The sequence below is a fragment of the Mycobacterium decipiens genome (assembly GCF_963853665.1).
Lineage (GTDB): Bacteria > Actinomycetota > Actinomycetes > Mycobacteriales > Mycobacteriaceae > Mycobacterium > Mycobacterium decipiens.
On record NZ_OY970459.1, the window covers coordinates 1,963,059 to 1,989,959 of the forward strand.

Annotated in this window: 28 protein-coding genes and 2 pseudogenes; 20 read left to right on the forward strand and 10 right to left on the reverse strand. The window is 66.9% G+C overall.

What is annotated here, in order from left to right:
- The first annotated feature begins 334 nt into the window (after positions 1-334).
- Entirely contained in the window at positions 335-820 is a 486-nt protein-coding gene (locus tag AADZ55_RS08980) for a hemerythrin domain-containing protein (RefSeq protein ID WP_085327239.1), read from the forward strand.
- A gap of 4 nt (positions 821-824) precedes the next feature.
- Here the strand turns inward: AADZ55_RS08980 and AADZ55_RS08985 are convergent, their stop codons facing one another.
- Positions 825-1,595, reverse strand: a complete 771-nt coding sequence (locus tag AADZ55_RS08985) for a class I SAM-dependent methyltransferase (RefSeq protein WP_085327265.1) — start codon at positions 1,593-1,595, stop codon at positions 825-827.
- A 168-nt stretch (positions 1,596-1,763) separates the two neighbouring features.
- Between AADZ55_RS08985 and AADZ55_RS08990 the strand changes: the two genes are divergently transcribed.
- Positions 1,764-3,125, forward strand: a complete 1,362-nt coding sequence (locus AADZ55_RS08990; protein ID WP_085327240.1) for an HNH endonuclease signature motif containing protein — start codon at positions 1,764-1,766, stop codon at positions 3,123-3,125.
- Between the two features lie 149 nt (positions 3,126-3,274).
- The gene (locus AADZ55_RS08995) at positions 3,275-3,556 is read left to right on the forward strand and encodes a DUF1876 domain-containing protein (RefSeq protein ID WP_085327241.1); all 282 of its coding nucleotides are present in this window, start codon (positions 3,275-3,277) and stop codon (positions 3,554-3,556) included.
- Between the two features lie 10 nt (positions 3,557-3,566).
- Here AADZ55_RS08995 and rtcB read toward each other — a convergent pair whose 3' ends face one another.
- Positions 3,567-4,988 carry an RNA-splicing ligase RtcB gene (rtcB, locus tag AADZ55_RS09000; RefSeq protein ID WP_165759453.1) on the reverse strand — a complete coding sequence of 474 codons (1,422 nt, stop codon included), beginning with the start codon at positions 4,986-4,988 and terminating at the stop codon, positions 3,567-3,569.
- A 156-nt stretch (positions 4,989-5,144) separates the two neighbouring features.
- Between rtcB and AADZ55_RS09005 the strand changes: the two genes are divergently transcribed.
- Positions 5,145-5,570, forward strand: a complete 426-nt coding sequence (locus AADZ55_RS09005) for a hypothetical protein (protein ID WP_085327242.1) — start codon at positions 5,145-5,147, stop codon at positions 5,568-5,570.
- Between the two features lie 23 nt (positions 5,571-5,593).
- Here AADZ55_RS09005 and AADZ55_RS23525 read toward each other — a convergent pair.
- Both AADZ55_RS23525 and AADZ55_RS23530 read right to left on the reverse strand, forming a co-directional pair.
- Positions 5,594-5,728, reverse strand: a pseudogene (locus AADZ55_RS23525) (IS110 family transposase); the annotation flags it as partial.
- Between the two features lie 12 nt (positions 5,729-5,740).
- Positions 5,741-5,893: pseudogene (locus tag AADZ55_RS23530) on the reverse strand (IS110 family transposase); the annotation flags it as partial.
- Positions 5,894-6,229: 336 nt separating this feature from the next.
- Between AADZ55_RS23530 and AADZ55_RS09015 the strand changes: the two are divergent.
- Positions 6,230-6,574, forward strand: coding sequence for a cupin domain-containing protein (locus AADZ55_RS09015; protein WP_085327243.1), 345 nt, complete (start codon positions 6,230-6,232; stop codon positions 6,572-6,574).
- Between the two features lie 2 nt (positions 6,575-6,576).
- Positions 6,577-7,524 (forward strand): NAD(P)H-dependent flavin oxidoreductase, encoded by a 948-nt coding sequence (locus tag AADZ55_RS09020; protein WP_085327244.1) that lies wholly within the window; start codon positions 6,577-6,579, stop codon positions 7,522-7,524.
- Here AADZ55_RS09020 and AADZ55_RS09025 read toward each other — a convergent pair.
- Positions 7,505-8,215, reverse strand: a complete 711-nt coding sequence (locus AADZ55_RS09025) for a helix-turn-helix transcriptional regulator (protein WP_165759455.1) — start codon at positions 8,213-8,215, stop codon at positions 7,505-7,507. The genes AADZ55_RS09020 and AADZ55_RS09025 overlap by 20 nt on opposite strands.
- Before the next feature lie 93 nt (positions 8,216-8,308).
- Here AADZ55_RS09025 and AADZ55_RS09030 point away from each other — a divergent pair, with 93 nt between their 5' ends.
- Complete coding sequence (locus AADZ55_RS09030; protein WP_085327245.1) at positions 8,309-8,749, forward strand: DoxX family membrane protein; 441 nt, start codon at positions 8,309-8,311, stop codon at positions 8,747-8,749.
- Positions 8,750-8,765: 16 nt separating this feature from the next.
- Here the strand turns inward: AADZ55_RS09030 and AADZ55_RS09035 are convergent, their stop codons facing one another.
- A complete protein-coding gene (locus tag AADZ55_RS09035; protein ID WP_085327246.1) occupies positions 8,766-9,266 on the reverse strand; it encodes a DUF1990 family protein in 501 nt (166 codons plus the stop codon).
- A gap of 72 nt (positions 9,267-9,338) precedes the next feature.
- On the opposite strand from AADZ55_RS09035, the gene AADZ55_RS09040 reads away from it, so the two are divergent.
- The 9 genes from AADZ55_RS09040 (at position 9,339) to AADZ55_RS09080 (ending at position 18,769) form a co-directional block, all read left to right on the forward strand.
- Positions 9,339-10,193, forward strand: a complete 855-nt coding sequence (locus tag AADZ55_RS09040; protein ID WP_423202393.1) for an aldo/keto reductase — start codon at positions 9,339-9,341, stop codon at positions 10,191-10,193.
- A gap of 27 nt (positions 10,194-10,220) precedes the next feature.
- Positions 10,221-10,889, forward strand: a complete 669-nt coding sequence (locus tag AADZ55_RS09045) for a PaaI family thioesterase (RefSeq protein WP_242670358.1) — start codon at positions 10,221-10,223, stop codon at positions 10,887-10,889.
- A gap of 143 nt (positions 10,890-11,032) precedes the next feature.
- Positions 11,033-11,998 (forward strand): glycosyltransferase, encoded by a 966-nt coding sequence (locus AADZ55_RS09050; RefSeq protein ID WP_085327269.1) that lies wholly within the window; start codon positions 11,033-11,035, stop codon positions 11,996-11,998.
- Between the two features lie 227 nt (positions 11,999-12,225).
- On the forward strand, positions 12,226-14,331 hold the full coding sequence (thrS, locus tag AADZ55_RS09055) for a threonine--tRNA ligase (RefSeq protein WP_085327248.1): 2,106 nt from the start codon (positions 12,226-12,228) through the stop codon (positions 14,329-14,331).
- Complete coding sequence (locus tag AADZ55_RS09060) at positions 14,324-14,902, forward strand: HIT family protein (protein ID WP_085327249.1); 579 nt, start codon at positions 14,324-14,326, stop codon at positions 14,900-14,902. Before thrS ends, AADZ55_RS09060 begins: the two co-directional genes overlap by 8 nt.
- A 52-nt stretch (positions 14,903-14,954) precedes the next feature.
- Positions 14,955-15,608, forward strand: a complete 654-nt coding sequence (pgsA, locus tag AADZ55_RS09065) for a phosphatidylinositol phosphate synthase (RefSeq protein WP_085327250.1) — start codon at positions 14,955-14,957, stop codon at positions 15,606-15,608.
- Positions 15,608-16,567 (forward strand): phosphatidylinositol mannoside acyltransferase, encoded by a 960-nt coding sequence (locus tag AADZ55_RS09070; protein WP_085327251.1) that lies wholly within the window; start codon positions 15,608-15,610, stop codon positions 16,565-16,567. Before pgsA ends, AADZ55_RS09070 begins: the two co-directional genes overlap by 1 nt.
- A gap of 10 nt (positions 16,568-16,577) precedes the next feature.
- On the forward strand, positions 16,578-17,714 hold the full coding sequence (gene pimA, locus AADZ55_RS09075; protein WP_085327252.1) for a phosphatidyl-myo-inositol alpha-mannosyltransferase: 1,137 nt from the start codon (positions 16,578-16,580) through the stop codon (positions 17,712-17,714).
- Entirely contained in the window at positions 17,714-18,769 is a 1,056-nt protein-coding gene (locus tag AADZ55_RS09080) for an NUDIX hydrolase (protein ID WP_085327253.1), read from the forward strand. The genes pimA and AADZ55_RS09080 overlap by 1 nt, the downstream gene beginning before the upstream one ends.
- Before the next feature lie 5 nt (positions 18,770-18,774).
- Here the strand turns inward: AADZ55_RS09080 and AADZ55_RS09085 are convergent, their stop codons facing one another.
- Entirely contained in the window at positions 18,775-20,592 is a 1,818-nt protein-coding gene (locus tag AADZ55_RS09085; protein WP_085327254.1) for a PE-PPE domain-containing protein, read from the reverse strand.
- Positions 20,593-20,769: 177 nt separating this feature from the next.
- Entirely contained in the window at positions 20,770-21,444 is a 675-nt protein-coding gene (gene pdxH / locus AADZ55_RS09090; RefSeq protein ID WP_085327255.1) for a pyridoxamine 5'-phosphate oxidase, read from the reverse strand.
- Positions 21,445-21,571: 127 nt separating this feature from the next.
- Between pdxH and pdxS the strand changes: the two genes are divergently transcribed.
- From pdxS to AADZ55_RS09110, 4 genes are all read left to right on the forward strand, one after another.
- The gene (pdxS, locus tag AADZ55_RS09095; RefSeq protein ID WP_085327256.1) at positions 21,572-22,471 is read left to right on the forward strand and encodes a pyridoxal 5'-phosphate synthase lyase subunit PdxS; all 900 of its coding nucleotides are present in this window, start codon (positions 21,572-21,574) and stop codon (positions 22,469-22,471) included.
- Between the two features lie 42 nt (positions 22,472-22,513).
- Positions 22,514-23,359 (forward strand): acyl-CoA thioesterase II, encoded by an 846-nt coding sequence (gene tesB / locus AADZ55_RS09100; protein ID WP_085327257.1) that lies wholly within the window; start codon positions 22,514-22,516, stop codon positions 23,357-23,359.
- A 7-nt stretch (positions 23,360-23,366) separates the two neighbouring features.
- Positions 23,367-23,963 carry a pyridoxal 5'-phosphate synthase glutaminase subunit PdxT gene (gene pdxT / locus AADZ55_RS09105; protein WP_085327258.1) on the forward strand — a complete coding sequence of 199 codons (597 nt, stop codon included), beginning with the start codon at positions 23,367-23,369 and terminating at the stop codon, positions 23,961-23,963.
- A 109-nt stretch (positions 23,964-24,072) separates the two neighbouring features.
- On the forward strand, positions 24,073-24,828 hold the full coding sequence (locus AADZ55_RS09110) for a YebC/PmpR family DNA-binding transcriptional regulator (RefSeq protein WP_085327259.1): 756 nt from the start codon (positions 24,073-24,075) through the stop codon (positions 24,826-24,828).
- Positions 24,829-24,863: 35 nt separating this feature from the next.
- On the opposite strand, the gene AADZ55_RS09115 is transcribed toward AADZ55_RS09110, so the two are convergent.
- Together AADZ55_RS09115 and AADZ55_RS09120 are read right to left on the reverse strand one after the other, a co-directional pair.
- Positions 24,864-26,429, reverse strand: a complete 1,566-nt coding sequence (locus AADZ55_RS09115) for a polyamine aminopropyltransferase (RefSeq protein ID WP_085327260.1) — start codon at positions 26,427-26,429, stop codon at positions 24,864-24,866.
- Positions 26,426-26,896 carry a DUF350 domain-containing protein gene (locus AADZ55_RS09120; protein ID WP_207569164.1) on the reverse strand — a complete coding sequence of 157 codons (471 nt, stop codon included), beginning with the start codon at positions 26,894-26,896 and terminating at the stop codon, positions 26,426-26,428. Before AADZ55_RS09120 ends, AADZ55_RS09115 begins: the two co-directional genes overlap by 4 nt.
- Positions 26,897-26,901: the final 5 nt, after the last annotated feature.

Below are 26,901 nucleotides of genomic sequence, written 5' to 3' on the forward strand. Positions count from 1 at the left end.
CATCCGACCGGATCGCCCGACCGTCGCAGTTATGCGGGAAGAACAAAGAACAAAGGACCGCAGACGTTTGGGCCGCCGATTCGCTTGCGCCGCAATATCCAATCGAATCAAGGAGATTGGCGATCAGCTGGCTGCAGCAATTGATCGCGCGACCTCGTGTCGCGTGGCCCGCTCGACACGGTCGGCCAACCAAGGTCGCTGGGCAACGGCATGCCCAGCGCGGCGTACCTGCACAGGATCCTTCGGGATTATTCACAGCTACTTCGCACTATGGAGCTGCGGAAGCGAGGTTACGGTTAATTCGTCGGATTCGAGTGCGGAATAGAGCAACCACGTGAATGCCTACGACGTGTTAAGACAACACCACAGCGTGCTCAAGGGGCTGGGCCGCAAGGTCAGCGAGGCGCCGGTGAACAGCGAAGAGCGCCACGTTCTTTTCGATGAGATGCTGATCGAGCTGGACATACATTTTCGCATCGAGGGCGACCTGTACTACCCGGCGCTTTCGGCCGCCAGCAAACTGATCGCGGTTGCGCATGCCGAGCACCGCCAGGTGGTTAACCAGCTGGCAACGCTACTGCACACGCCGCAGAGCACGCCCGGATACGAACGAGAGTGGAATGTGTTCAAGGCCGCGTTGGAGGCGCACGCCGACGAAGAGGAACGCGACATGATTCCCGCGCCGCCTCCGGTGCGGATCACCGACGCGGAACTCGAGGAGCTCGGCGAGAAAATGGCGGCCCGTATTGAGCAGTTGCGCGGCTCGCCCCTGTACACCCTCCGCACCAAGGGCAAGGCCGCCCTGCTGAAGGCCGTCTAGCCGGCTAGCGGCGCCCGACTCCGACCATCATGATCGGCGTTATGACGCGGATGTCGGCGCCGAAGGCAGCGGCGGCCGCGTTGGCGTCCTCGGGCGAGATCAGGCCGGCACTGACCACAGCGCCCCGCAGGCTTTCGAAGGACAACCTGAAGAAGTCGAAGCCCGCGGAGCGGGAGTCGATCACCCGTGCGCGGCCCTCGCCGCGAACCTCGGTGAGTCCCGCCGCGGCGAGGTCGGCCACGACGTGGCGGCCGTAATGCGGCTCGAAACCGGTGCGCTGCATGAAGGACAGGATCGCCTCGGTCACCCGGTCCAGCCGCGCGTCAGCGCCCTCGAATCCGAAGGCGGTCCAGTCGTAGTCCTCGATGACCAGCCAACCGCCGGGGCGCAGCGCCGCGGCCAGGCGGTCGAGGATCTGCCTGCGCTCAGGCAGGTGCTCGAGCACCAGCCGAGCGTGAACCAGGTCGAACTCGCCGCGCGGCAGCTCGTCGGTCCGGATGTCGACGCGACGGACTTCGATCGTGTCACTGGCCAACGGCTCGATAAAACGGGTGTCGATGTCGATCGCGACCACCGTGGCGCCGCGGCCGGTCATCCATTGCAGCAGCGAGCCGCCGCCCGCGCCGACTTCCAGGCAGTGCCAGCCTCCCTCGGCCCGGCTGATACCGAGTTCGTCGAGCAGCGCCTGGGTCCCGGGATCCCATAGGCTCTCGATTCCGGCCAGCCTGGTCCGTTCTTCGGGGAACGCTTGGTCATAGACGTAGTCCCGTGACATGGCGGTAACGCTATACACGCGCACGCTGAGGAACCAGATACGCCGTTGCCGGCTCGCGCCGGTCGCCAGAACCACCTGCATTGGATCTTTGTAATCCCTTGTGTCACTGTAGCTTCAGTGGCAACAGCGCGGCGATTCTTGTCGGTGACCGTTCGTAAAGTTTGAGGCGTGGGTTCGAGCAGTCGCGAGGAGATCGTCGAGGTCTTCAACGCGCTCGACGCGGACCTGGACCGCTTGAGCGCATTGTCCTTTGACGTGTTCACCACCCCCGAACGACTGCGCGCCTTGGAACGCCTGGAACGCGCGGCACGCCGACTGCGCGCCCCCCAGCACGCGTTGATCAATCAGCTCGGCGCCCAGGCCAGCGACGCGGAACTGGGCGGCAAGCTGCGTACGGCGCTGGCCGACCGGTTGCGCATCACCAAGGCTGAGGCCGGCCGGCGCATCGACGAAGCCGCCGATCTCGGAGAACGCCGAGCGCTCACCGGGCAGCCGTTGGCGCCCCGGTTGACCGCGACCGCGGCCGCTCAACGCGAGGGGCTGATCGGCGATTCGCACGTGCGGCTGATCCGCAGTTTCCTGGCCCACCTGCCCGCCGAGGTGGACCTGTCCACCCGGGCGGCCGCCGAAGCCGATCTGGCCCACAAGGCCGGCGACTATCGCCCCGATGAGTTGGCCACCTACGCCCAACGGATCATGGACTGGCTGCACCCCGACGGGGAGTTCAGCGATGCCGAACGGGCCCGCAAACGCGCCATCACGATCGGCAACCAGGACTACGACGGCATGTCGCGGATCAGCGGCTACCTCACCCCCGAAGCGCGCGCCACCTTCGAGGCCGTGCTGGCCAAACTGGCCGCCCCCGGCGCCGGCAACCCCGACGACCACACCCCGGTCATCGACCAGACCCCCGATCAGGCTGCGGTCCGGCGCGATGCCCGCAGCCAAGCTCAACGCAATCACGACGGCCTGCTGGCCGGCCTCCGGGCCCTGGTGGCATCGGGCAAGCTGGGCCAGCACAACGGCCTACCGGTGTCGATCGTGGTCACCACCACCCTCAAGGAGCTGCAAGCCGCCGCCGGCAAGGCCCTGACCGGCGGCGGCTCCCGGCTGCCCATGTCGGATCTGATTCGAATGGCCAGCCACGCTCGCCACTACCTCGCCATCTTCGATGGCGGCAAAGCGCTGGCGCTGTATCACGCCAACCGGCTGGCTTCCCCGGCACAGCGAATCATGCTGTACGCCAAGGACCGCGGCTGTACGAAGCCGGGCTGTGACGCACCCGCCTACCACAGCCAGGTCCACCACGTCCGGGGGTGGGCCAGCACCGGCCGCACTGACATCAACGACCTCACCCTGGCCTGCGGGGTCGACAACAGACTCGCCGAGAACGGCTGGACCACTCGCAAGAACGCCAAAGGCGACACCGAATGGATCCCGCCGGCCCACCTCGATCGCGGACAACCCCGAACAAACCCCCACCACCACCCGGAACGATTCCTATCCGATGACGACGACGAACCCGTTTGAGCGCGAAAAGTAGGGCGTGTCCTAGCGACCAATGATCGTGAGTTCACCTCCGCTCGGCGGTGATCGCATGTAAGCATCTCCGGTAGTGGGTATTCGGCCTATTGCGAGCAGGTCAGCTGACGCAGCGGAAACCCGATAAGGAGATTCCTATGACGGCCAACGTAGACAACACCAAAACCTGCCAGATCGACGTGCTAATCGAGGAGCACGACGAGCGCACCCGGGCAAAGGCGCGGCTGACCTGGGGCGACGACAGTTTCGTCGGGGTCGGCCTGGCCCGACTCGATCCGGCTGACGAACCGGTGGCCCGGATCGGCGATGAACTCGCCATCGCCCGCGCGCTGTCTGACTTGGCGAATCAATTGTTCGCGCTGACATCGTCGGATATCGAAGCCAGTACTCACCAGCCGGTTACGGGTCTGCACCACTGAATAGGGGGCCTCACCCTTTAACGACGCCCAAGGGAACGAGGCGAGCGACCTTGCGGGCCAGGCCGCCGTGCTGGCTAACTTCGATGACCTCGTCGATGTCCTTGTAGGCCTCCGGCTTTTCCTCGGCAAGCCCTCTGCCGGAGGTGCCGCGGACGAGGATGCCGCGCTCGGCGAGGCTGGTACGTACCGCCTCGCCGCTGGTGTGGTGGGCGGCCTGGTGACGGCTCTGCACCCGCCCGGCGCCATGCGCGGTGGAAAAAAACACGGGGTTGTCGGCGACCCCGGCAAGCACATACGACGCAGTGCCCATCGTCCCGGGTATCAGCACGGGTTGGCCGACCGCGGCCAGTTCGGCAGGTAGCTCGCGATGATGCGGCGGCAGTGCACGGGTCGCACCTTTGCGGTGCACGCACATGGAGCGGAGCTGACCGTCGACGGGGTGCACCTCGATCTTGGCCAGGTTGTGCGAGACGTCATAGAGCAGGTCCAGCGCTGTCCCGACTTCATCCTCGAACACGCGACGCGTTGCCTCGGTGAGCAGTTGGCGGTTGGCGCGTCCGTAATTTGCCGCCGCGGCCATTGCCGCGAGATAGGCCTGGCCATCGGGGGAATGCGCCGGCACACACGCCAATTGCCGATCGGGCACCGCAATGCCATAGCGGCCCATGGCTTGTTCCATCTGGCGGACGTGATCGGTGCAGATCTGATGGCCCAGGCCCCGCGAGCCGGTGTGAATCATCACGCAGGCGGTACCTTCGGCCAGGCCCATCTGCGCGGCCGCGGCCGGATCGTAGACGCGGTCGACGGCCTGGACCTCCAAGAAGTGGTTGCCTGAACCAAGGCTGCCGATCTGCCCGAGCCCGCGTTCGATCGCTCGGTCGCTGACCGCGGCCGCGTCGGCTCCTGTCATCACACCGCCGTCTTCGCACCGCTCGAGATCCCGCGCGACACCGTGCCCCTCTTCCACCGCAAACCGGGCACCACCGGCCAGTACCTGTTGCAACGCGTGCCGGTTGGGCAGCCGCCACACCCCTGCGGTGCCCACGCCACGCGGTATCGCGCGATCGAGCCGATCCATTACCGCCGGCAGTCGTGGTTGCAACCTCTCGCGGTCAAGCCCGTGGGCAACCAAAAGTCTTACACCGCACGAAATGTCGAAGCCGACTCCACCAGGAGAGACGACTCCGTCATTGTCGATATCGGTCGCGGCCACCCCACCGATCGGGAATCCATAGCCCCAGTGCACGTCGGGCATCGCATAGGACGCACGGACAATCCCCGGTAGCGCAGCCACATTGACCACCTGCGTCAGGGCCAACTTGCCCCGGTCCCGAGGCAGCAGCGATCGGGACGCGAACACCATCCCGGGCACTCGCATCGCGCCCTCGCGTTCGATCCGGAACCGGTATGGGGTCTCCTCGACGATTCTCATGCGCGGGCTCTCAATTCACGTTGAGCGACACCGACTTAGGCATGACACTCACTGAACCAGCGTAGTCGCATCGGCCAGCGCAAAATGTGCCGTCGACAGTGCAGGGCGGCCCTGGAAACATGGGGCACCAGTCACGTCGTGGGAAGGAGCCATCGGGTGAACGCCGGACCGGCGATCGAGGTCGCTGTCGCCTTCGTCTGGCTGGGCATGGTGCTGGCGATTTCGTTTCTGGAAGCTCCGGTGAAGTTCCGGGCGCCGGGCGTGACGCTGCAGATCGGGCTCGGCATCGGCCGCCTGGTGTTCCGTGCGCTCAACACCGTTGAGGTCGCGTTCGCGTTTGTCATCCTCGCGATCGTGGTGGCCGGCCCGACACCGGCGCGGATCGCCGCGGCGCTTTCCGTCGCCTTGGCCGCGCTGACGGTCCAGCTGATCGCGGTGCGTCCTCGCCTGACCCGGCGTTCCAACCGGGTGCTCGCCGGGCTGCAGGCGCCCCGGTCCCCTGCGCACTACGTCTATGTCGGTTTGGAGGTAGTCAAGGTGGTTGCATTGCTCGTGGCGGGGATACTGCTACTGAACGGCTGAAAGACATCTCACGAAGTTAAAAGTCATGCCGCGAGCTGGAGAGGGGGTGGAAGCGCCCGATGTTCGTCGTAGAGCTGGCCGGTGTGCAGGCAGTGGTGGAGTTGGCCGAGGAATTTGTTGAACAGGTGTGGTTGGGCTTGGCGGTTCCAGTCGCCGGCGTCGGCCAGCAGTGTCAACAACGCGGCGAATCCGGCGGCGTCGTTGCTGACCCGGCTGCGCGCCACCACGCGGCCGTCGCGGTCGACCACTGCAACGTCGTGATGGTCTGTGGCCCAATCTATTCCGCAGTACAGTCCCACGTTCTCCTCACGCCTTCGATCCATCGCTGTGCCGTTACCGGTGGATTCAGGCGGCGCCCTAATCGTGGGACTCAAAGGTCCGTCATCTCACTAGCCGTCCGTGACTCCAGCGCACTGCAGGACTTCGTTCTGTCGAAGAGCTCAAGGCTCGGGAACAATTGTCAGGCAGTCAACCCTGCGGCGGCTCGGGCAACGAAATCTCACCACCCCCGAAGTTGGCTCTGTCGCCAGGCGCGCCGTTCTTTCAGAAGTCGTCGAACGACGGGAAGCACACGGGCGTCGCCAGGCGGCAGACCGAACAGGAACAGCCCCAGTCACATGACCAATCAACCCTTCCCAACAAACGATTAGGACGCACCGATGCAATCCATCTCGCTGACCAGCCTGGCCGCCGAAAAGCTGGTCGAGGCGCAGCAGGCGCACAGCGGCCGGGCCGCACACACCATCCACGGTGGTCACACCCACGAACTTCGCCAGACCGTGCTGGCCTTGCTTGCCGGCCACGATCTGTCCGAACACGACAGCCCGGGTGAGGCGACGTTGCAAGTGCTGCAGGGTCATGTCCGCCTGACCGCCGGTGATGACGCCTGGGACGGCAAGACCGGCGACTATGTCGCGATTCCGCCGCAGCGGCACGCCCTGCATGCGGTCGAGGATTCGGTGATCATCTTGACCGTGTTGAAATCCCTGCCCGACGCTCACTAGGCGTGCTGTCTACGCCGTGGTCGCGGGCCATGGGCCTGCGGGTACCCATCGTCAACGCGCCCATGGGCGGGGTCGCGGGCGGGCGATTGGCCGCCGCGGTCACCGCCGCCGGCGGGCTGGGCATGGTCGGCATGGGCAGTACCGCGACGCGGGCATCGTTGCACACGCAGCTGCGGCACCTGACCGGCAAGTTCGGGATCGGCCTGGTGGACTGGGTAATTCGCAACGAGCCGGGGCTGCTGGAGGAGGCTCTGGCCGCGCGGCCGGTCGTGTTGTCGGTCAGCTTCGGTGCCGACTGGTCATGGGTCGGCAAGGCCCGCGACGCCGGAATCGCCACCGCCACACAGGTTTACGACGCTCTCGGGGCGCGTCAGGCGGTCGACGCGGGTGTTGACATGCTGGTGGCGCGCGGGGCCGAAGGTGGTGGTCACGGGGAGGTGAAGCTGGCGACGCTGCCGTTGCTCGACATCGTTTTGGCTGCCGTGGCCGTGCCGGTGCTGGCGGCGGGCGGCATCGCCTCGCCCCGAAGCCTGGCCGCCGTGCTGGCCGCCGGTGCCAGCGGCGCATGGGTGGGCACCCGCCTGGCCGCGTGTCCGGAGGCGCTGACCGGCGACGCCGCCCGCCGGGCGCTGATCGCTGCCCGCGAAACCGACACCCGGATCACTCGGGTCTTCGACGTCGCCGCCGGCCTGCCGTGGCCCGCGCGGTTCCCGTCGCGCGTGCTGGCCAATGACTTCGTGGCGCGCTGGACGGGCCGGGAAGAGGAGCTGGCCGCCGATGGCGCGGCCCGCGACGAACTCACCGCCGCGGTCGCCGCCGACGACCTGCGGATCGCTCCCGTCGACGCCGGTCAGGGCGTCGGCATGATCGGCGATGCCGCGCCGGTGGGTGAGGTCATCGAACAGATGTGTCTGGGCGCGCAGCGTTTGCTTACCGCGTGGAGGTCCTAGCGGCGCGGCGCTGGAGCACGACGCAACACCGGGCCGGCCCGGGTTTTAGCCGCACCTGGGGCCCGTATGGCGCCAGGGCGTCGGCCACGCCGCTGATCAACGCGTGGTTCATGTTGCAGGCCAGCTCGGTTTGCACCTGGGCCAACGCGTGGAACGGGCAGTTCGCGAGCTCGATCTCGCGATCGCTGCGGCGGGGTTCATAGCCGTACCTGCTCAGGACGCCGAGCGCCAGCTGCAGCGCCGCCGCGGCGTCCGCGGGTGGCCGGTTGGCGGCGGTGGCGCCGATGGTGTGGCCGTAGTCGTGGGCGATCCGGTTGAGCACCTCGACGACCGGCTCCCCGGTGTTGGCCGACCGTGCGATGGCCGCGGCCATCAGCCGCCCGGCCAGCTCGTATTCGCGCTGCGGGAGGCTGACGGCGATGTCGCGGCCGGCCCGGCGATACAGCTTGGCGGTCCGCCCGGCGCCGGGGCCGGATCGGCCGGTGAGGCGCGCGTACTCGGTGTCCAGCAGGCCTTCGGCGGTGAGTCGGTCCAAGTGGAATTTCGCCTGGTGGTGGGGGATGCCGACGGCGTCGGCCGCCTGCTCGCGGCTCACTGCCACGGGTTGCGAGCACACGAATTGGTAGAGCTGGTGCCGCACCGGATCCGCGAGCGCGCCGATCCCGGCGGCGTCGCGCTGCAGGTCATCCACGTCGACCACCCATTTCTAACAGACAAAATACTTGACGATACAGTCTACAAGTTCTAACGTTCGAATTATTATCCTTTAGAACTGGAGGAAGCCATGGGCATCAGACCAACGGCCAGCCCCGCACTCGCAGACCAGCTGAAGGATCCGGCCTACTCCGCGTACGTGCTGCTGCGCACCGTGTTCGCGGTCGCGCCGATCGTGTTCGGGCTGGACAAATTCTTCAATCTGCTGACCCATCCGAACCACTGGAACATGTACCTGGCCGGCTGGGCCAACGCCCTGGTGCCCGGCACCGCCGATCAGTGCATGTATTTGGTCGGGGTGATCGAGATCGTGGCCGGGGTGCTGGTTGCGGTCGCACCGCGCATCGGCGCCTGGGTAGTCGCGGCCTGGCTGGCCGGGATCATCCTGGACCTGGTGACCGGGCCCGGCTTCTATGACGTTGCGCTGCGCGACTTCGGTTTGCTGGTGGGTGCCGTCGCGCTCGCCCGACTGGCGCAGGGCGTGCACACTGGCACGATCGGGCGCGGCTAGCCAGACCGCCGGCGCGTCACACCGCGCGCAGGTAGCGCTTGGCGATGACGCGCTGCGCCACCGCCCCCAGCGGCCCGGCGGCCTTGCTCGCAAAGGTCGCCGGCCGGGAGAACGACGACACCTCGGCGAATACCGCGGAGCTGGTCGGGTCCCGGCGTACCGCGAACCGTTCCTCACCGGACACCGGATGGCCCGGCAAGGTGCCATAGCCGAATCCGCGCAAATCGGGTTCGTCGACGACGTACACCACGCGGCACGGTGCGCGCAGGAAAGCGACTCCCACCAGCACCACCGCGGAGACCACGGCGATGTCGGAGCTGGCGTGTACCCGCAGACCGGCGCCACGCTGCATGCCCCAGTGCATGACGGCGTCGGCCGCCCGCTCGAAACGCTCCTGGCCCATACCGATCTGGGTCATCACGCTGAGGTGGTCGTATCCAGGGGGCAGCTCGCCGGCCGCGGTCGCACCCACCTCGGGGTAGGTCAGCGGCAGATCGGCCAGCGCGTCCAGGTCCACCCGTTCAGCTTGCCACGCGGCAGTGGGCGGCACAGCGGGGAAATGACTGCGCGGCGTACGGTCTTACCCGTGATCGCACAAGCATCCGGAACCTTCACACTGGGCGGTGATCTGACCGTCAACCGGCTCGGTTTTGGTGCCATGCGCCTCACCGGCGACGGCGTCTGGGGCCCGCCCGCCGACCGCGACGAAGCCATCCGGGTGTTGCGGCGCGCCGTCGAACTCGGTGTCAACTTCATTGATACCGCCGACTCCTACGGCCCCTACGTGTCCGAGGAGATCATCGCCGAGGCGCTACATCCGTATTCCGGGCTGGTGATCGCGACCAAGGCGGGGCTGCTCCGTACCGGCCCGGGCGTGTGGATCCCGCTGGGCAATCCGAGCTACCTGCGCCAGGAATGCGAGATGAGCCTGCGGCGCCTGCGGGTGGACACCATCGACCTGTTCCAGCTGCACCGCATCGACGCAAACTTCCCGCTGGCCGATCAGCTGGGTGAGCTGGTGGCATTGCAAAACGAAGGCAAGATCCGCCATATCGGTTTGTCCGAGATCGACGTCGATCAACTCATCGCGGCCCAGCGGATCACGCCGATCGTGTCGGTGCAGAACAGGTACAACCTGACCGCCCGCACCGCAGAACCCTTGCTGGAGGCGGTGACCAGCCGGGGCATCGGCTTCATTCCGTGGTTCCCGCTGGCCGCCGGACCGCTGGCCGCCCCGGATGGCCCGCTGCACCAGATCGCCGCCGCCCACCACGCGACGCCGTCGCAGCTGGCGCTGGCCTGGCTGTTGAAGCGGTCGCCGGTCATGTTGCCGATCCCGGGCACGTCGCGGGTGGCGCACCTGGAGGAGAACGTCGCCGCCGCCGAGATCGTCCTGACCGACGAGGAGTTCGAAACCCTGGCGGCTGCCGGCGCGCGGCGCTAGCTCACCGGGCGCGCAGGGTGGGCACAGGTGACTCTTGGCCGGACCCAATACGGTGTTCTGGTGGCCGGCGACGTAGTGCGACACCCTGGCGGCGGATTCAACCCGCCCGAACCGACCCGCAAGGGCGGGCCCGACTACGGCAGGTTCATCGATGGCGTCAGAAGGTTGCAGGATCACGCTCGTGCCGTCGACGCGCCCGATGAGGTGATCACCGAGGCCGCCGACTTGCTTGAGAAGGTGTCCGTGCTGCTCAGCCCGTTCGACGCCGACGAATGGCAGTCGCCGTCCGGGCGCCGGATGGATCTGCCGGTACGGGGCAACATCCTGACCATCCCGATGAAGGTCCAGAAGGTACCGGTAGCGGGAGCCGCCGACCGGATCCAGGGCTGGGCCCGTTTCGCCCGGTTTCATCTCGGGCGAAACGGTGCCGTGCACGGCGGTGCCCTCGGAATGCTGTTCGACACCGTGCTCGGGTTGGCGGCCTCGGTGCTCACTGGCAGTCCCCGCCAGCGCACCGCATACCTCAAGATCAACTACCGCAACATCGTGCCGATCGAGAAAGAGCTGCAGATCGACGCGGGCGTCGACCGGGTCGATGGGCGCAAGATCTTCGTGTCGGGCCGGCTGAGCCACGGTGACACGCTGCTGACCGAAGCCGACGCGCTGTTTGTGCGGCTCAAGCCCGCCCAGCCGTAACCGACAAAACGTGCGCGGTGCAGCAACCTCCCCTATAGTGAACGCACACGTATACTAAATTGGCATGCTGCTAGCCTGGCGCCCCATCGTCATCCCACGCTGCTGTGGACCCGCGGCCTGCCACCGCCGCTGTGGAGAGGCCGATGACCGATCAGTCCGCCGGTGGATCCGCGTTTTCGTCGGTGACGATCGTGATTCCCGCCTACAACGAAGAACGGTTCATCGCCAAATGCCTTGAATCATGTATCGACCAGACTTCGGCACCGGACGAGATAATAGTTGTCAACAATAAATCGACCGACGATACCGTATCGATAGTGCGCCGGATTCAAGCGGAGAACCCGCACATAGATATTCGACTCCTCGAGCAAAGCACGTTTCAAGGCATCGCTCCGACGCGCAACTGTGGGTTCGATGACGCGCGCAGTGAAGTTATCGGCCGGATTGACGCCGACTCCATCGTTGCCAATGACTGGGTTGCGACCATTCGCCAGTGTTTTGCGGACCCGGCCATCGACGCGGCGACGGGGCCGGTCGTGTACTACGACATGCCGCTGCGAGGGCCCGTTTTCAAGCTCGACGATACCGTTCGCCAGCGCATGCATCGCAAGGCGAAGGACCAGCGCTTCCTGCTTGGGGCGAACATGGCCCTGCGCGCCTCGGCGTGGCGGGCGGTGCGCCATCTCACGCGGCTGGATCTGGAAGATCGGCTCCACGAAGACATCGACCTTGCGGTGACGCTGTTCAAAAACAATTTTGAGATCCTGTATGAGCCCGCGTTAGTTGCCGGAATGTCGGGCCGACGGGTGGAATGCGCGCCCCGCGATTTCTATCGGTACGCCACACGCTATATTAGGACGACAAAAGCACACGGCGTCAGCAGCGGTGCCGCGCTGATGACGATATTCATCCTGCTATTGGGATACTTTCCGGTCCGCGTGCTGCGGTTCTTTTATGACGTTGAGGGCAATCGGTTTAGTTTGACAAAGCTCCGCAGCGGGCGGCGCCGACGCGAGACCAAGCCTGCGTCGGTGGCCCGCTGCGTCGGTATGCCGGGTGCCGATGCCTGCGGCGCGCACCCAGACGCGCCGTCCCAGCGCGCGGCGTGATCGGCGCCGTAGCGGCGATTTGACGTTCGCGGTCCGGCTCGCCACACCTGAGGCGCGGGGCCAAAGATCGGTGTTTCACTCAACGCGGCAGGCGCGCGCATCGCCTTGGGTTCGTCGAGGTCCACCCCGATAGCATGGTCGCGATCGATGCGATACGCCCCAGATAGACCCACAGACGATAGACCCACAGACCTTCCGCAGCCAGCCAAGCCTTGGAGACCGACCCGATGAGCGCCCCCGCACACCCCTCCCGAGCAGACGGCGGCGATCCGCGGCACCCGGCTGTGCCGGGTGTGCGGTCGCCGCAAGCCCCGATCCGGGTTCCTGCCGGGACTACCGCGGCGGCCGCGGTCGGCGAGGCCGGGCTACCGAGGCGCGGCGCGTCCGACGCGGTCGTGGTGGTCCGCGACGCCGACGGCAAGCTGCGCGACTTGAGCTGGGTTCCCGACGTTGACGCCGAGGTCACTCCGGTGGCCGCCAACACCGAGGACGGTCGCAGCGTGATCCGGCATTCAACCGCACACGTGTTGGCCCAAGCCGTCCAAGATCTCTTCCCGCAGGCCAAGCTGGGCATCGGGCCACCCATCACCGACGGCTTCTACTACGACTTCGACGTCGCCGAACCGTTCACCCCCGAGGACCTGGCGGCGCTGGAAAAGCGGATGCGCCAGATCGTCAAGGACGGGCAACTGTTCTCGCGACGGGTCTACCAATCCAAGGGCCAGGCCCGCGCCGAGCTGGCCAGCGAGCCCTACAAGCTGGAACTCGTCGACGACAAGTCCGGAGACGCCGAGATCATGGAGGTCGGCGGTGACGAGCTCACCGCATACGACAACCTCAACTCGCGCACCCGCGACTGCGTCTGGAGCGACCTGTGCCGCGGCCCGCACATCCCGACCACCAAGCACATCCCCGCGTTCAAGCTCACGCGCAGCTCGGCGGCCTACTGGCGCGGTAACCAGAACAACGCCAGCCTGCAACGCATCTACGGCACCGCGTGGGAGTCGCAGGAGGCCCTCGAGAACCACCTCGAGTTGATCGCCGAGGCGCAACGCCGTGACCACCGCAAGCTGGGTGTCGAGCTGGACCTGTTCAGCTTCCCCGACGAAATCGGTTCCGGCTTGGCGGTTTTTCATCCCAAGGGTGGCGTGGTGCGCAGGGAGATGGAGGAGTACTCCCGGCGCAAGCACATCGAGGCCGGCTACGAATTCGTCAACACCCCGCACATCACCAAGGCGCAGCTGTTCCACACCTCGGGCCACTTGGACTGGTACGCCGACGGCATGTTCCCGCCGATGCACCTCGACGCCGAACACAACGACGACGGTACGGTGCGCAAGCCGGGCCAGGACTACTACCTCAAGCCGATGAACTGCCCGATGCACACGCTGATCTTCTCCGCGCGGGGGCGGTCGTATCGGGAGCTTCCGTTGCGGCTCTTCGAGTTCGGCACGGTGTACCGCTACGAGAAGTCCGGTGTGGTGCATGGGCTGACCCGCGCCCGCGGGTTCACCATGGACGATGCGCACATCTTCTGCACCCGCGAGCAGCTGCACGGCGAACTGGCATCGCTGCTGACGTTCATCCTCGACCTGCTCGGCGACTATGGACTCGAGGACTTCTACCTGGAGCTGTCCACCAAGGACCCCGACAAGTTCGTCGGCTCCGAAGAGGTCTGGGACGAGGCCACTGCCGCACTGGCCGAGGTCGCCCGGGAGTCGGGCCTTGAGCTGGTTCCCGATCCCGGCGGCGCCGCCTTCTACGGCCCGAAGATCTCGGTGCAGGCGCGCGACGCGCTGGGCCGCAGCTGGCAGATGTCGACCATCCAGGTGGACTTCAACTTCCCGGAGCGCTTCGAGCTGGAGTACACCGCCCGCGATGGGGCTCGGCACCGGCCGGTGATGATCCACCGGGCGCTGTTCGGGTCAATCGAACGGTTCTTCGGCATCCTCACCGAGCACTACGCGGGGGCGTTCCCGGCATGGCTGGCGCCCGTTCAGGTGGTGGGCATCCCGGTCGCCGATGAGCACATCGCCTACCTGGAAGCGGTTGCCAGGCGACTGAAATCGCACGGGGTGCGGGTCGAGGTCGACGTCAGCGACGATCGGATGGCCAAGAAGATCGTCCATCACACCAACCAGAAGGTGCCGTTCATGTTGCTGGCCGGCGACCGCGACGTGGCCGCCGGCGCGGTGAGCTTCCGGTTCGGTGACCGCACGCAGATCAACGGAGTGCCCCGGGACGACGCGGTCGCGGCCATTGTGGGTTGGATCGCGGACCGCGCAAACCACGCTCCCACAGCTGAACTGGTGAAAGTGGCCAGCCGTGGGTGACGAGCAGCGCGCGGATCCCGCCGGCGGGGACGACACCATCTTCGATCGGGGTGTCGGCCAGCGTGACCAGCTGCAGCGATTGTGGACCCCGTACCGGATGAACTACCTGGCCGAGGCGCCGCTGAAACGCGACGACGCCAACTCGGCGCAGCCGTTCAGCGAGATTCCGCAACTGTCCGACGAAGAGGGGCTGGTGGTCGCTCGCGGCGAACTGGTCTACGCCGTGCTCAACCTGTACCCGTACAACCCCGGGCACCTGATGGTGGTGCCCTATCGGCGGGTATCGGAGCTGGAGGATCTCACCGACGCGGAAAGTGCGGAGCTGATGGCGTTCACCCAGAAGGCGATTCGCGTCATCAAGAACGTGTCGCGGCCGCACGGCTTCAACGTCGGTCTGAACCTGGGGACATCGGCGGGCGGGTCGCTGGCCGAGCACCTGCACGTGCATGTGGTGCCGCGATGGGGCGGCGACGCGAACTTCATCACCATCATCGGGGGCTCCAAGGTGATCCCACAGTTGCTGCGCGACACCCGCCGGCTGCTGGCCAGCGAATGGGCTCGCCAACAATGAGCTCCCACCAGTGGGCGCTACCCCCGCCCGTCGGCGGGGGAGAGCGCCACTCATGAGCAAGGTGCCGTTCCTATCCCGGGCGGCGTTCGCACGGGTCACCAACCCGCTCGCCAGGGCGCTGCTGGGGGTCGGCCTCACGCCGGACGCCGTGACCATCGTGGGTACCACCGCGTCGGTGGCGGGGGCGCTGACGCTGTTCCCGATGGGCAAGCTGTTCGCCGGCGCGTGCGTGGTCTGGTTCTTCGTCCTGTTCGACATGCTCGACGGGGCGATGGCCCGGCAACGAGGGGGCGGCACCCGCTTTGGCGCTGTCCTGGACGCCGCGTGTGATCGCATCAGCGACGGCGCGGTGTTCTGCGGGCTGCTGTGGTGGATAGCGTTTCACATGCGCGACGAGCTGCTGGTGGTCGCGACGTTGATCTGCCTGGTCACCTCGCAGGTGATTTCCTACATCAAGGCGCGGGCGGAGGCCAGCGGGTTGCGCGGTGGCGGCGGCATCATCGAACGGCCGGAACGGTTGATCATCGTGCTGACCGGAGCCGGCGTGTCGCAATTCCCGTTTGTCGCCTGGCCGCCGGCATTGCCGGTGGGGATGTGGCTGCTGGCGGTAGCCAGCGTGATCACTTGTGGGCAGCGGTTGTACACGGTGTGGGCGTCCCCCGGGGCGACCGATCGCATTCCTCTTCCTGGAAAGAGCGAGCCGTGATGCCCTCGGCGCCCGGTCTGAAGGCGGGGCTGAGGCTGCCCGAAGGCCCGCGCGAATATCTCACCGGTACCGCAACCGACTGGGCGTATGCCGCCGGCTGGATGGCGGTGCGAGCGATGCCGGAATTCGCCGCGCGCAACGCATTTGACGCCGGAGCGCGTTATGCGGCCCGCCGTGGCGGGCCCGAGCAGCTACGCAAGAACCTGGCCCGCGTCCTGGGGGTGCCGCCGGCCGCGGTCCCGGGCGCACTCATGCGTGCCTCGCTGGCGTCCTATGGCCGTTATTGGCGGGAGGTGTTCCGGTTGCCGACGATGGACCACCGTGCGATCGCCCGCCAGCTCGACCACCTGATCGGCGGGCTGGACCAGCTGGATGCGGCGTTGGCAGCGGGCCGCGGCGCCGTGCTGGCATTGCCGCACAGCGGCAACTGGGATATGGCCGGGGTGTGGCTGGCGCAGCGGCACGGCACCTTCGCCACCGTCGCGGAGCGACTCAAGCCCGAGTCGCTGTACCGGCGTTTCATCGACTATCGCGAGGGCCTCGGCTTCGAGGTGGTGCCGCTGTCCGGCGGCGAACGGCCACCTTTCGAGATTCTCTGCGAGCGGCTGCGGGACAACCGGGTGGTGTGTCTGATGGCCGAGCGTGACCTCACCCGCACCGGGGTCGAGGTCGACTTCTTCGGCGCGCCCACCCGGATGCCGGCGGGGCCGGCCAAGCTGGCGATCGAGACCGGAGCGGCCCTGCTGCCCACGCATTGCTGGTTCGAGGGTCGGGGCTGGGGCTTCCGGGTGTATCCGGCGTTGGATTGCACCAGTGCTGACGTCGTCGCCATCACGCAGGCACTGGCCGATCGATTCGCGCAGAACATCGCCGCCCACCCGGCGGACTGGCACATGCTGCAGCCGCAGTGGCTGGCGGATCTGTCCGAGGCCAGGCGGGCGCAACTGAGGTCCAAATGAGGAAAGCCTGATGCGGATCGGGATGGTCTGTCCGTACTCGTTCGACGTCCCGGGCGGGGTGCAGTCCCATGTGCTGCAGCTGGCCGAGGTGATGCGAGCGCGCGGGCACACGGTCAGTGTGCTCGCGCCGGCCTCGCCGCACGCCTCGCTGCCCGACTATTTCGTCTCGGGGGGCAAGGCCGTCCCGATTCCCTACAACGGTTCGGTGGCGCGGCTCCGATTCGGCCCGGCGACTCACCGCAAGGTCAAAAAGTGGCTTGCAGAAGGCGATTTCGACGTGCTGCATCTGCACGAGCCGAACGCCCCGAGCCTGTCGATGCTGGCCCTCAACATCGCTGCGGGTCCGATCGTGGCGACGTTTCACACCTCGACCACCAAGTCGCTGACGCTGACGGTGTTTCAGGGCATCCTGCGGCCGATGCACGAGAAGATCGTCGGCCGGATCGCGGTGTCCGATCTGGCCCGGCGCTGGCAGATGGAGGCGCTGGGGTCCGATGCTGTGGAGATCCCCAACGGGGTGGACGTCGATTCCTTCGCCTCGGCGGCCCGGCTGGATGGGTATCCGCGGCAGGGTAAGACGGTGCTGTTCTTGGGCCGCTACGACGAGCCCCGCAAGGGCATGGCGGTGTTGCTCGACGCGCTGCCGAAGGTGGTGGGGCGATTTCCGGACGTGCAGCTGCTCATCGTCGGCCGTGGTGACGCGGACCAGTTGCGTAGCCAGGCAGGCGGTTTGGCAGCGCACATGCGCTTCCTGGGCCAGGTCGACGATGCCGGCAAAGCCTCGGCGATGCGTAGCGCCGACGTCTACTGTGCGCCAAACACCGGCGGTGAGAGTTTCGGCGTCGTGTTGGTCGAAGCGATGGCCGCCGGCACTCCGGTGGTGGCCAGCGACCTGGATGCCTTCCGGCGTGTGCTGCGCGACGGCGAGGTCGGGCGGCTGGTGCCGGTGGGACCCCCGGATTTGCAGGCCGCCGCGCTGGCCGATGCCCTTGTTGCGGTGCTGGAGAACGACGTGCTGCGGGAGCGCTATGTGGCGGCCGGTCTCGAGGCGGTCCGCCGGTATGACTGGTCGGTGGTGGCGAGTCAGATCATGCGGGTGTACGAGACGGTCGCCGGGTCGGGCGCCAAGGTTCAGGTGGCCAGCTGATGACGTGGCTGTTGGTGGCCGGCGCGGTGCTGCTCGTTGTGCTGATTGCGTTCGGGGCATGGGGATATCAGACGGCCAACCGGCTGAACCGGTTAAACGTCCGCTATGACCTGTCCTGGCAGTCGCTGGACGGCGCGCTGGCCCGACGCGCGGTGGTGGCGCGCGCGGTCGCGACCGATGCGTACGGCGGTGCTGCCCCGGGCAGGAGGCTGGCCGCGCTGGCCGACGCCGCGGAGTGTGCGCCCCGGCATGCGCGGGAGAATGCGGAAAACGAGCTTTCGGCCGCGCTGGCGGTGGTCAATCCGGCGTCTCTGCCGGCCGCCCTGATCGCCGAGTTGGCCGACGCGGAAGCCCGGGTGCTGCTGGCGCGCCGCTTCCACAACGACGCGGTTCGCGACACCCTCGCCCTGGGTGAGCGACGGCTGGTACGTGCGCTCCGGCTCGGCGGCACCGCCACGCTGCCAACCTATTTTGAGATCGCCGAACGGCCCCACGCGTTGGCGCACGGCGAGCAGGGTGTGCCCCGCCACCGCACCTCCGCGCGGGTGGTGCTGCTGGATGAGCGCGGCGCCGTGCTGTTGCTGTGCGGCTCGGATCCGGCGAACCCGGCGTTTCCGGACGGGGCCGCGCCTCGATGGTGGTTCACCGTCGGGGGCGAAGTGCGACCGGGTGAGCGGTTGGCCCAGGCCGCCGCCCGCGAGCTGGCCGAAGAAACCGGTCTGCGGGTCGCACCGGCCGACATGATCGGACCTATCTGGCGCCGCGACGAGGTCTTTGAGTTCAACGGATCGCTGATTGACAGTGAGGAGTTCTACCTGGTGTACCGGACGCGTCGGTTCGAGCCGTCCGTCGCGGGGCGGACCAATTTGGAACGCCGCTACCTGCACGCCGCCCGCTGGTGCGACGCGAACGATATCGCCGCGCTGGTCGGGTCCGGCGAGCTGGTGTATCCGGTGCAACTCGGCGAGCTGTTGCCGGCGGCCAACCGGCATGCGGACGCCGCGCTGGACAACGAGGCCGCGCGCGATGCCTCTGTACCCCAGCCCATTCGCTGAGACTCTCAGGGAAATCGGGGCAACGCCGGGATCGGCGGCGGCCAACCCAGTTCGGCCAGGGCGTCGTTGACGCCCTGCACGGCGCCCTGCTGCAGATCGGCGGCGACCGTGGCCCAATCGACGTCCGGAAACAGCCCGAACGGCCTAGGCACATCCTGATAGGCGGTGCGCTCGTAGCCCAACTCGACGAGCACTCGCAAGTTCGGCTGGATGAGGTCGGCCAGCGGGTCTCCCAGCACGGGGATGGCGCGCAGCGGATACAGCAGCGGCAGATCCTCCGAGGGAATCAGGATGTAGGTAGTTAGCGACTGCGGCGACACCGGCTGGACCACACCCGCGGCAAGCTGGGCCGGCGTGAGGTCGGTGTACAAGGGGTGCAGCAAAAGGAAGCCCGCGATCGCGTTAGCGGTCGCAAAAAAATTGAGCGGATACAGCGGGAAGTCGGCGGCCGCGTCATATTGGATTGCGTAATCGGTGGTCGGGTAGGCATCGGCCGGAGTCGCGCCGAAAAACGTGAAACCGATTTCCTTGATGTACTGACCGGCGAAGCGCGAGAGAAAGCCGCCGTCGGGCCGATTTGGGTTACCGGTCAGCGTGAAAAACAGGTCATCCGGACCTGGCCGCATGTCGGCAGGCAGCGACATGAGCTGCCGCATTACCAGGGTGGCTACCGTCGCGCTCTGGGAGGTGGCGAAAACGACGGTGTCGTATCCCGCCTGGTATTGCGTCATGATCGCGGCATGCAGGTTTGCCGCCCCCAGACCTACCGACGTGTCGAAGGTCAGGCTATCCAGGCCGGTAAACGGAAATAGCTTCGACGGCGTAACCAGGAATTGCGGGGTAAACCCGGGGAAACCGGGGAGGTAGAGCGGCTCGACCTCCGCGATGTACTCCGGCTCGGGCAGCGGGCTGAAACTGGTGCCGCCCAAGATCAACGCGGTGGCCGCCTGGCCGAGGGTTGACTCGGGATCGGCCAAGATCAAGTTGGCGTACAGGTTGGTGATGGCCAGCAGGTCGTTGGCGGTGATTATGCCCCCGATGTTCCCGTCGCCGGGTTTTCCGATGCCCAGCATCCCGAATCCCGTGTTCCCGATGCCAATGTTGCCGCTGCCGACGTTCAGGAAACCGATGTTGTTGTTTCCGGTGTTCCCGATGCCGACGTTGCCGTTTCCGGTGTTCTCAAAGCCGATGTTGTAGTTGCCGGTGTTTTCGTTGCCTAGGTTGAAGGCGCCGATGTTCAAAATGCCTACGTTGGTGGGGAGCCCGGCGCCGGTGTACGCGCTGGCCAACTGGCCTGCCAGGCTTGTCAGCGACTGTTGCCAGGGCGTCAACTGGGTGGCCAGCGCCGAAGCCCAGGTGTGATAGCCCCACATCGCGACCACGTCCTGGGCCCAGATCTGCTCATATTCGGCCTCGGCGGCCGCGATCGCCGGGGCGTTCTGGCCCAGCAGGTTGGCAGCCACCAGCGTCGCCAGCACTGTCCGGTTGGCCGCGACCAGCGCTGGGGGAATGGTGGCCGCCAGTGCCGCCTCGAACGCGCTCGCCGCACCCCGGGCCTGGCCGGCCGCCCGCTCAGCTTGACTCGCCGCCGTGCTCAACCACCCCAGGTAGGGGTCGGCGGCGCGCGTCATCGCCACCGATGCCGGACCCTGCCATGCCCCGCCCGCCAGCCCTGCGGTCACCGACGCAAACGAACTCGCCGCGGTATGCAACTCCTCGGCCAACCCATCCCAGGCCGTCGCCGCCGCCAGCATCGGGCCCAGGCCCGCACCGGCAAACATGCGCGCCGAATTCACCTCCGGCGGCAAAACGGCGAAACTCATCGCTACGTTCTTTCTCGGTTGGCCCCTGGTCGGTCGGCCACCACCGCGGCGGGTATCCCCGATGAGCCGTGGTTATAGGTCACCGAGCGATTCCGGTAGCAAAAACTCTATGACAGGTCCGTCAGGATCTGTGCAGTTCCACCAAAACTTCCCGTGGCGGGGCCGAATTATCAAAGATCAGGGTTGCAACCGTTCCAGCCGGCCATGGGTAATGCGGATTCGGTTGTGCAGGCGGTTTTCCCGGCCTTGCCAAAATTCCACGATTTCCGGGGCGATGCGGTAGCCGCCCCATCCTGGCGGCACCGGGATCTGGTCCTGGTCGGCAAAGCGACGGATCACCTCGGCGAGCTGGTCGTCGAGCTGGGCGCGAGAACCGACCGGGCGGGACTGCTGTGATGCCCACGCACCCAGCTGCGCCCCTCGCGGGCGCACGGACCAGTAGGCGAGTGTTTCCTCGGTGCTGACCTTGCTGACTGGGCCTCGGACGTGCGCCTGGCGGCCCAGCTCGTACCAGGGAAAGGTCGCCGACGCGTAGGGTGTGGCGGCGAGCTGCTCGCCCTTGGCCGACGTATAGCTGGTAAAGAACGCGACACCCGACTCGTCCAATATCTTGCAAAGCACCGAACGGCTCACCGGTTTCCCGTCGTCGACAGTGGCCAGCACCATGGCGTTCGGTTCCATCACCCCGGCGCGCTGTGCATCATTCATCCACCGGCGAAGCAACGCCAGCCAGCCGTCGTCGAGCCAGTCGAAGTCCAGGTCGCCGCAGCCATCCTTCTCCGGTCCGTATTCGCCACGCATCCGTGCTAATTGGTCTCCATCGATGTCGACCATCTGGGCGTTATCGTCCATCTGGGCCTCCGGTGCTCGACGGGGGAGAGATTCGTAATCTACCAATCGGCGACCGGCCATCCCCCGGAGTAGCTACCGGGCGAGCGTGGCTGCGGTCGTATCGTAGTGGGGATCAGAGGAGGCACCCATGGATCCTGCAGGTAACCCGGCCACCGGTACGGCGCGGGTCAAGCGCGGCATGGCGGAGATGCTCAAGGGCGGCGTCATCATGGACGTTGTCACCCCGGAGCAGGCCCGCATTGCCGAGGGCGCCGGTGCGGTCGCGGTAATGGCGCTGGAACGAGTGCCCGCCGATATCCGCGCCCAGGGTGGGGTGTCGCGGATGAGCGATCTCGACATGATCGAGGGCATCATCTCCGCGGTCACGGTCCCGGTGATGGCGAAGGTGCGCATCGGCCATTTCGTCGAGGCGCAGATCCTGCAGACACTGGGCGTGGACTACATCGACGAGTCCGAGGTGCTGACTCCCGCCGACTACACCCACCACATCGACAAGTGGAACTTCACCGTGCCGTTCGTGTGTGGGGCGACCAATCTCGGGGAGGCGCTGCGGCGCATCAACGAGGGGGCGGCGATGATCCGGTCGAAGGGCGAGGCAGGTACCGGTGACGTCTCCAACGCGACCACGCACATGCGGGCCATCGGCGGCGAGATCCGCCGGTTGACGTCGATGTCGGCGGACGAGTTGTTCGTCGCGGCAAAGGAATTGCAGGCGCCCTACGAACTCGTCGCCGAGGTGGCTCGGGCGGGCAAGCTGCCGGTCACGCTGTTCACCGCCGGGGGCATCGCCACACCGGCGGACGCGGCGATGATGATGCAGCTGGGCGCCGAGGGCGTCTTCGTGGGTTCCGGCATCTTCAAGTCCGGTGATCCCGCGCAGCGCGCGGCGGCGATCGTCAAGGCCACCACGTTCTACGACGACCCCGATGTGCTGGCCAAGGTGTCGCGCGGGCTCGGCGAGGCGATGGTGGGGATCAACGTGGACGAGATCGCCGTCGGCCACCGGCTCGCCGAGCGCGGCTGGTAAGAACGGCGATGAGGGCTCGCGCGAAGAGCAGACGGTCATAGCGTGTCGATCGAAGAGATCCTTGATCTCGAGCAACTCGAGGTCAACATCTACCGAGGAAGCGTGTTCAGCCCCGAATCGGGTTTCCTGCAGCGCACCTTCGGTGGTCATGTGGCCGGGCAGTCGCTGGTGTCGGCGGTGCGCACCGTCGACCCGCGGTATTCGGTTCACTCGCTGCATGGCTATTTTCTGCGGCCCGGAGATGCCAAGGAGCGCACGGTATTTCTCGTCGAGCGCATCCGGGACGGCGGATCATTCTGCACCAGGCGGGTCGACGCCATCCAGCACGGGGAAACCATCTTCAGCATGGCGGCGTCGTTCCAGAGTGAGCAGGACGGCATCACCCATCAGGACGCCATGCCGGCGGCGCCGCCACCCGACGGCCTGCCGGGGTTGAACTCGATCAGGGTCTTCGACGACGCGGGATTCCGGCAGTTCGAGGAATGGGACATCTGCATCGTGCCCCGCGAGCGCCTGCAGCTTTTGCCCGGCAAGGCTTCCCAGCAGCAGGTGTGGTTTCGGCACCGCGACCCGCTGCCCGACGACCCGGTGCTGCACATCTGCGCGCTCGCCTACATGAGCGATCTCACGCTACTGGGATCGGCGCAGGTCACCCACCTCGATGTGCGGGAGCATCTGCAGGTGGCATCGCTGGACCATGCCATGTGGTTTATGCGAGCCTTCCGTGCCGACGAGTGGTTGCTCTACGACCAATCGTCGCCGTCGGCCAGCGGTGGTCGCGCGCTCACCAAGGGCGAGATATTCAAACAGTCCGGTGAAATGGTCGCGGCGGTCATGCAGGAGGGGCTGACCCGCTATCGGCGCGGGTACCAGTCGGCTGGGCAGTGAGCGGGCTGTGACCTTTCCGAGGGTCGGGGTACTGGCGCTGCAGGGCGACACCCGGGAGCACCTGGCGGCGCTGCGCGAATCCGGGGCGGAGCCGATGACGGTGCGGCGCCGCGACGAACTTGACGCGGTGGACGCGCTGGTCATTCCGGGTGGGGAATCCACCACCATGAGCCACCTGCTGCTCGACTTTGGCCTGCTGGAACCGCTGCGGGCGCGGCTGGCCGACGGGCTGCCGGCCTACGGTTCGTGCGCCGGCATGATTCTGCTGGCCAGCGAGATCCTGGACGCCGGTGCCAACGGCCGTGCGGCGCTGCCGCTGCGGGCGATGGATATGACGGTGCGGCGCAACGCTTTTGGACGTCAGGTCGACTCGTTTGAGGGCGATATCGCGTTTGTGGGTCTGGACGATCCGGTGCGCGCAGTGTTCATCCGGGCGCCCTGGGTGGAACGGGTCGGCGACGAGGTGCAGGTGCTGGCCCGGGCCGCGGGACACGTCGTGGCGGTGCGACAGGGCGCCGTGCTCGCGACGGCCTTTCACCCGGAGATGACCGGCGATCGCCGGATTCATCAGTTGTTCGTCGACATCGTCAACGGGAATGCGTGACACCTGGCCGTCACGCTGGCGTGACGCTCGGCGCGACGAGGCGTCCACGTAGACTCGTCTGGCGAACTTGTCGAGCACCAGAAGGCAAAAGAAAAGGTAAAACACTGCGATGAGCGGCCATTCCAAGTGGGCCACCACCAAGCACAAGAAGGCCGTCGTCGACGCCCGCCGCGGCAAGATGTTCGCCCGGCTGATCAAGAACATCGAGGTGGCGGCCCGTGTCGGCGGCGGTGATCCGGCCGGCAACCCTACGCTCTACGACGCGATTCAGAAGGCGAAGAAGAGTTCGGTTCCCAATGAGAACATCGAGCGAGCCCGCAAGCGCGGCGCGGGCGAGGAAGCCGGTGGCGCTGACTGGCAGACCATCATGTACGAGGGATACGCGCCCAACGGCGTGGCCGTGCTGATCGAGTGTCTGACCGACAACCGCAACCGCGCTGCCAGCGAGGTGCGAGTGGCTATGACGCGCAATGGCGGCACCATGGCCGACCCGGGCTCGGTGTCCTACCTGTTCACCCGCAAGGGTGTGGTGACCCTGGAAAAGAACGGCCGGAGCGAAGACGATGTGCTGACGGCCGTCCTGGACGCCGGCGCCGAGGACGTCAACGACCTGGGCGACAGTTTCGAGGTCATCTCCGAGCCTGCTGAACTGGTCGGGGTCCGCACCGCTCTGCAGGACGCGGGCATCGACTACGAATCGGCCGAGGCCAGCTTTCAGCCCTCGGTGAGCGTGCCCGTCGACCTGGACGGCGCACGAAAAGTGTTCAAGCTCGTCGACGCGCTGGAGGACAGTGACGACGTGCAGAACGTGTGGACCAACGTCGAGGTGTCCGACGAAGTGCTGGCGGCGCTCGACGAGGAGTGAGGTTTGGGTGCGGTGCTCTGGGTCGGAGAGCCGTTCTAGTCCCACCCGTGGCGCATGTCCTCGACAATGCGCGGATGCTCCAGCGTCGAGGGCACCAGCGTGCGGGGTGCGATGTCGCCGGAGAACACCGTGGCGGCGTCCAGTACTTGCTGGTCGAGGAACCGTAGTGGCGGTGCGTCACCCGGAAGAGCAGCCGGGGGCGCGGTGTCGCCGCGGCTCGCCAGGGCGAATCCCCAGTCGCCGAAGGTGGGCACATGCACGTGGTAGGGGGTGACGGCGTAGCCGGCGGATTGAATCGTCGAGATCGTGCGCCAGAACGCGGTCGGGGTGGAATACGGGCTGCCCGCCTGCGCCACCAGGAGCCCCCCAGGAGCAAGCGCACGAGACGCCAGCGCGTAGAACTCGGTGGAATACAGCCGGCCCAACGCGGGGGTGTCGGGATCGGGCAGGTCGACGATGACGGCGTCGAAGCGGCCGACCCCGGTGCCGCGCAGCCAGCTCATCGCATCGTCGATCACCACGTGCACGCGCGGGTCATCCAGCGACCCGCCGTTGGCCTCGCGCATGGTGGTGCGGGCCAGCTCGATCACCGCCGGGTCGAGTTCGACCTGCACGATCTGTTGCACACCGGGCTGCCGTAGCAGCTCGTGGGCCGCCAGGCCGTCGCCGCCGCCGAGCACCAGCACCGAGCGGGCGCCGTCCCGCAACGCGGGGTAGACCAGGCTTTCGGTGTAGCGGTACTCGTCGCGGGTGGAGAACTGCAGACCCCCGTCCAGGTACAGGCGCAGGTCCTCGCCGCGGCGGGTGACGACGATCTCTTGGTAGGTGCTGTGCCGGTAGGCGATGATCGGGTCGGCGTAGAGCTGTTGGCGGCTGGTGGTTTCGATGTCGTGCGCACGCACCAGCAGGGTGATCAGCAGCCCGAGCGCGGTAGAAAGCGCGCACAGGGCGGTGACCAGCTGCCGGGTGGACACGATGCGTCGTAGCAAGAAGATGGACACGATGGCCGCGGCTACCAGGTTGACCATGCCGGTGGCCGCCGCGCCGCGGATCATTCCCAGCTGCGGCAGCAGGACGAACGGCCAGACCAGCCCGCCGACCAACGCGCCGAGGTAGTCGGCGGCGTTGAGGTTGGCCAGGGTGCGGCCCGCGTCGGCGGCGCCCGCCACCCGGCCCCGCTGCAAGAGCGTCATCAGCAGCGGAACCTCGGCGCCGACCAACCCGCCGATCAAAGCCGTCCCCACGGCCAACACCAACGTCGACCCGTCGATGAAGGCAAACGCCACATACAGCGCCGCCGCGGACAACCCGCCGATGATGCCCAGCAGCGCCTCGACGGCGATGAACGCGACCGCCGCGTGCGCCAGCAGCGGCTTGACCAGCAAGGCGCCCAAGCCCAGTGCGGCAATGTAACCCGCGACGATCAGGGACGTTGCGACGATCCCGCCGCCGTTGAGGCTGGTCGACAGCGTCAGCAGCGCGAGCTCGTAAATGAGACCGCATGCCGCGCAGGCCGCGACGGCGGCCAGCAGCAGCGCCCGCCAGCGCCCGGACGACTCCGTGGCGCGGGCCAGCGCCGGTGCGTGATCCGTGGCTGTCATGACAACGCGGCGGCAATCACCCCTGCTACGGCCAGCAGCATTACCGCCGTGGCGAACGCCGCCGGATGCAGCGCCGGCGCGTCGATGTGCTCACGGAACCGACCCGGCACCGCAATTTCCAGGATCACCAACGCCACCCCCTGCAGTGCGACGCCGACGAGCCCGTACACCGCCACGCCGATCAGCCCCTGTGCCAACTGGTTGGAGCTGGCGTAGATGGCGGCGATGATGACGATGGCCAGCGCCACATACATCGCCGAGGCCAGCACGACGGCGTTGGGGCGCCGGTCGATGAACACCAGGCGACGCAGATCGCCCGGGGTCAACAGGTTGACCATCACGAAGCCCGCGACCAGCACGGCGGCGCCGACCAAGAAGTACAACACGGTGGCCACCACTCCGTGCAGGATCGGCGTAAGGCTGACGGTCCCGAAATCGACTCCGGCCTGGTACCTGGCCTGGTGCATGACTG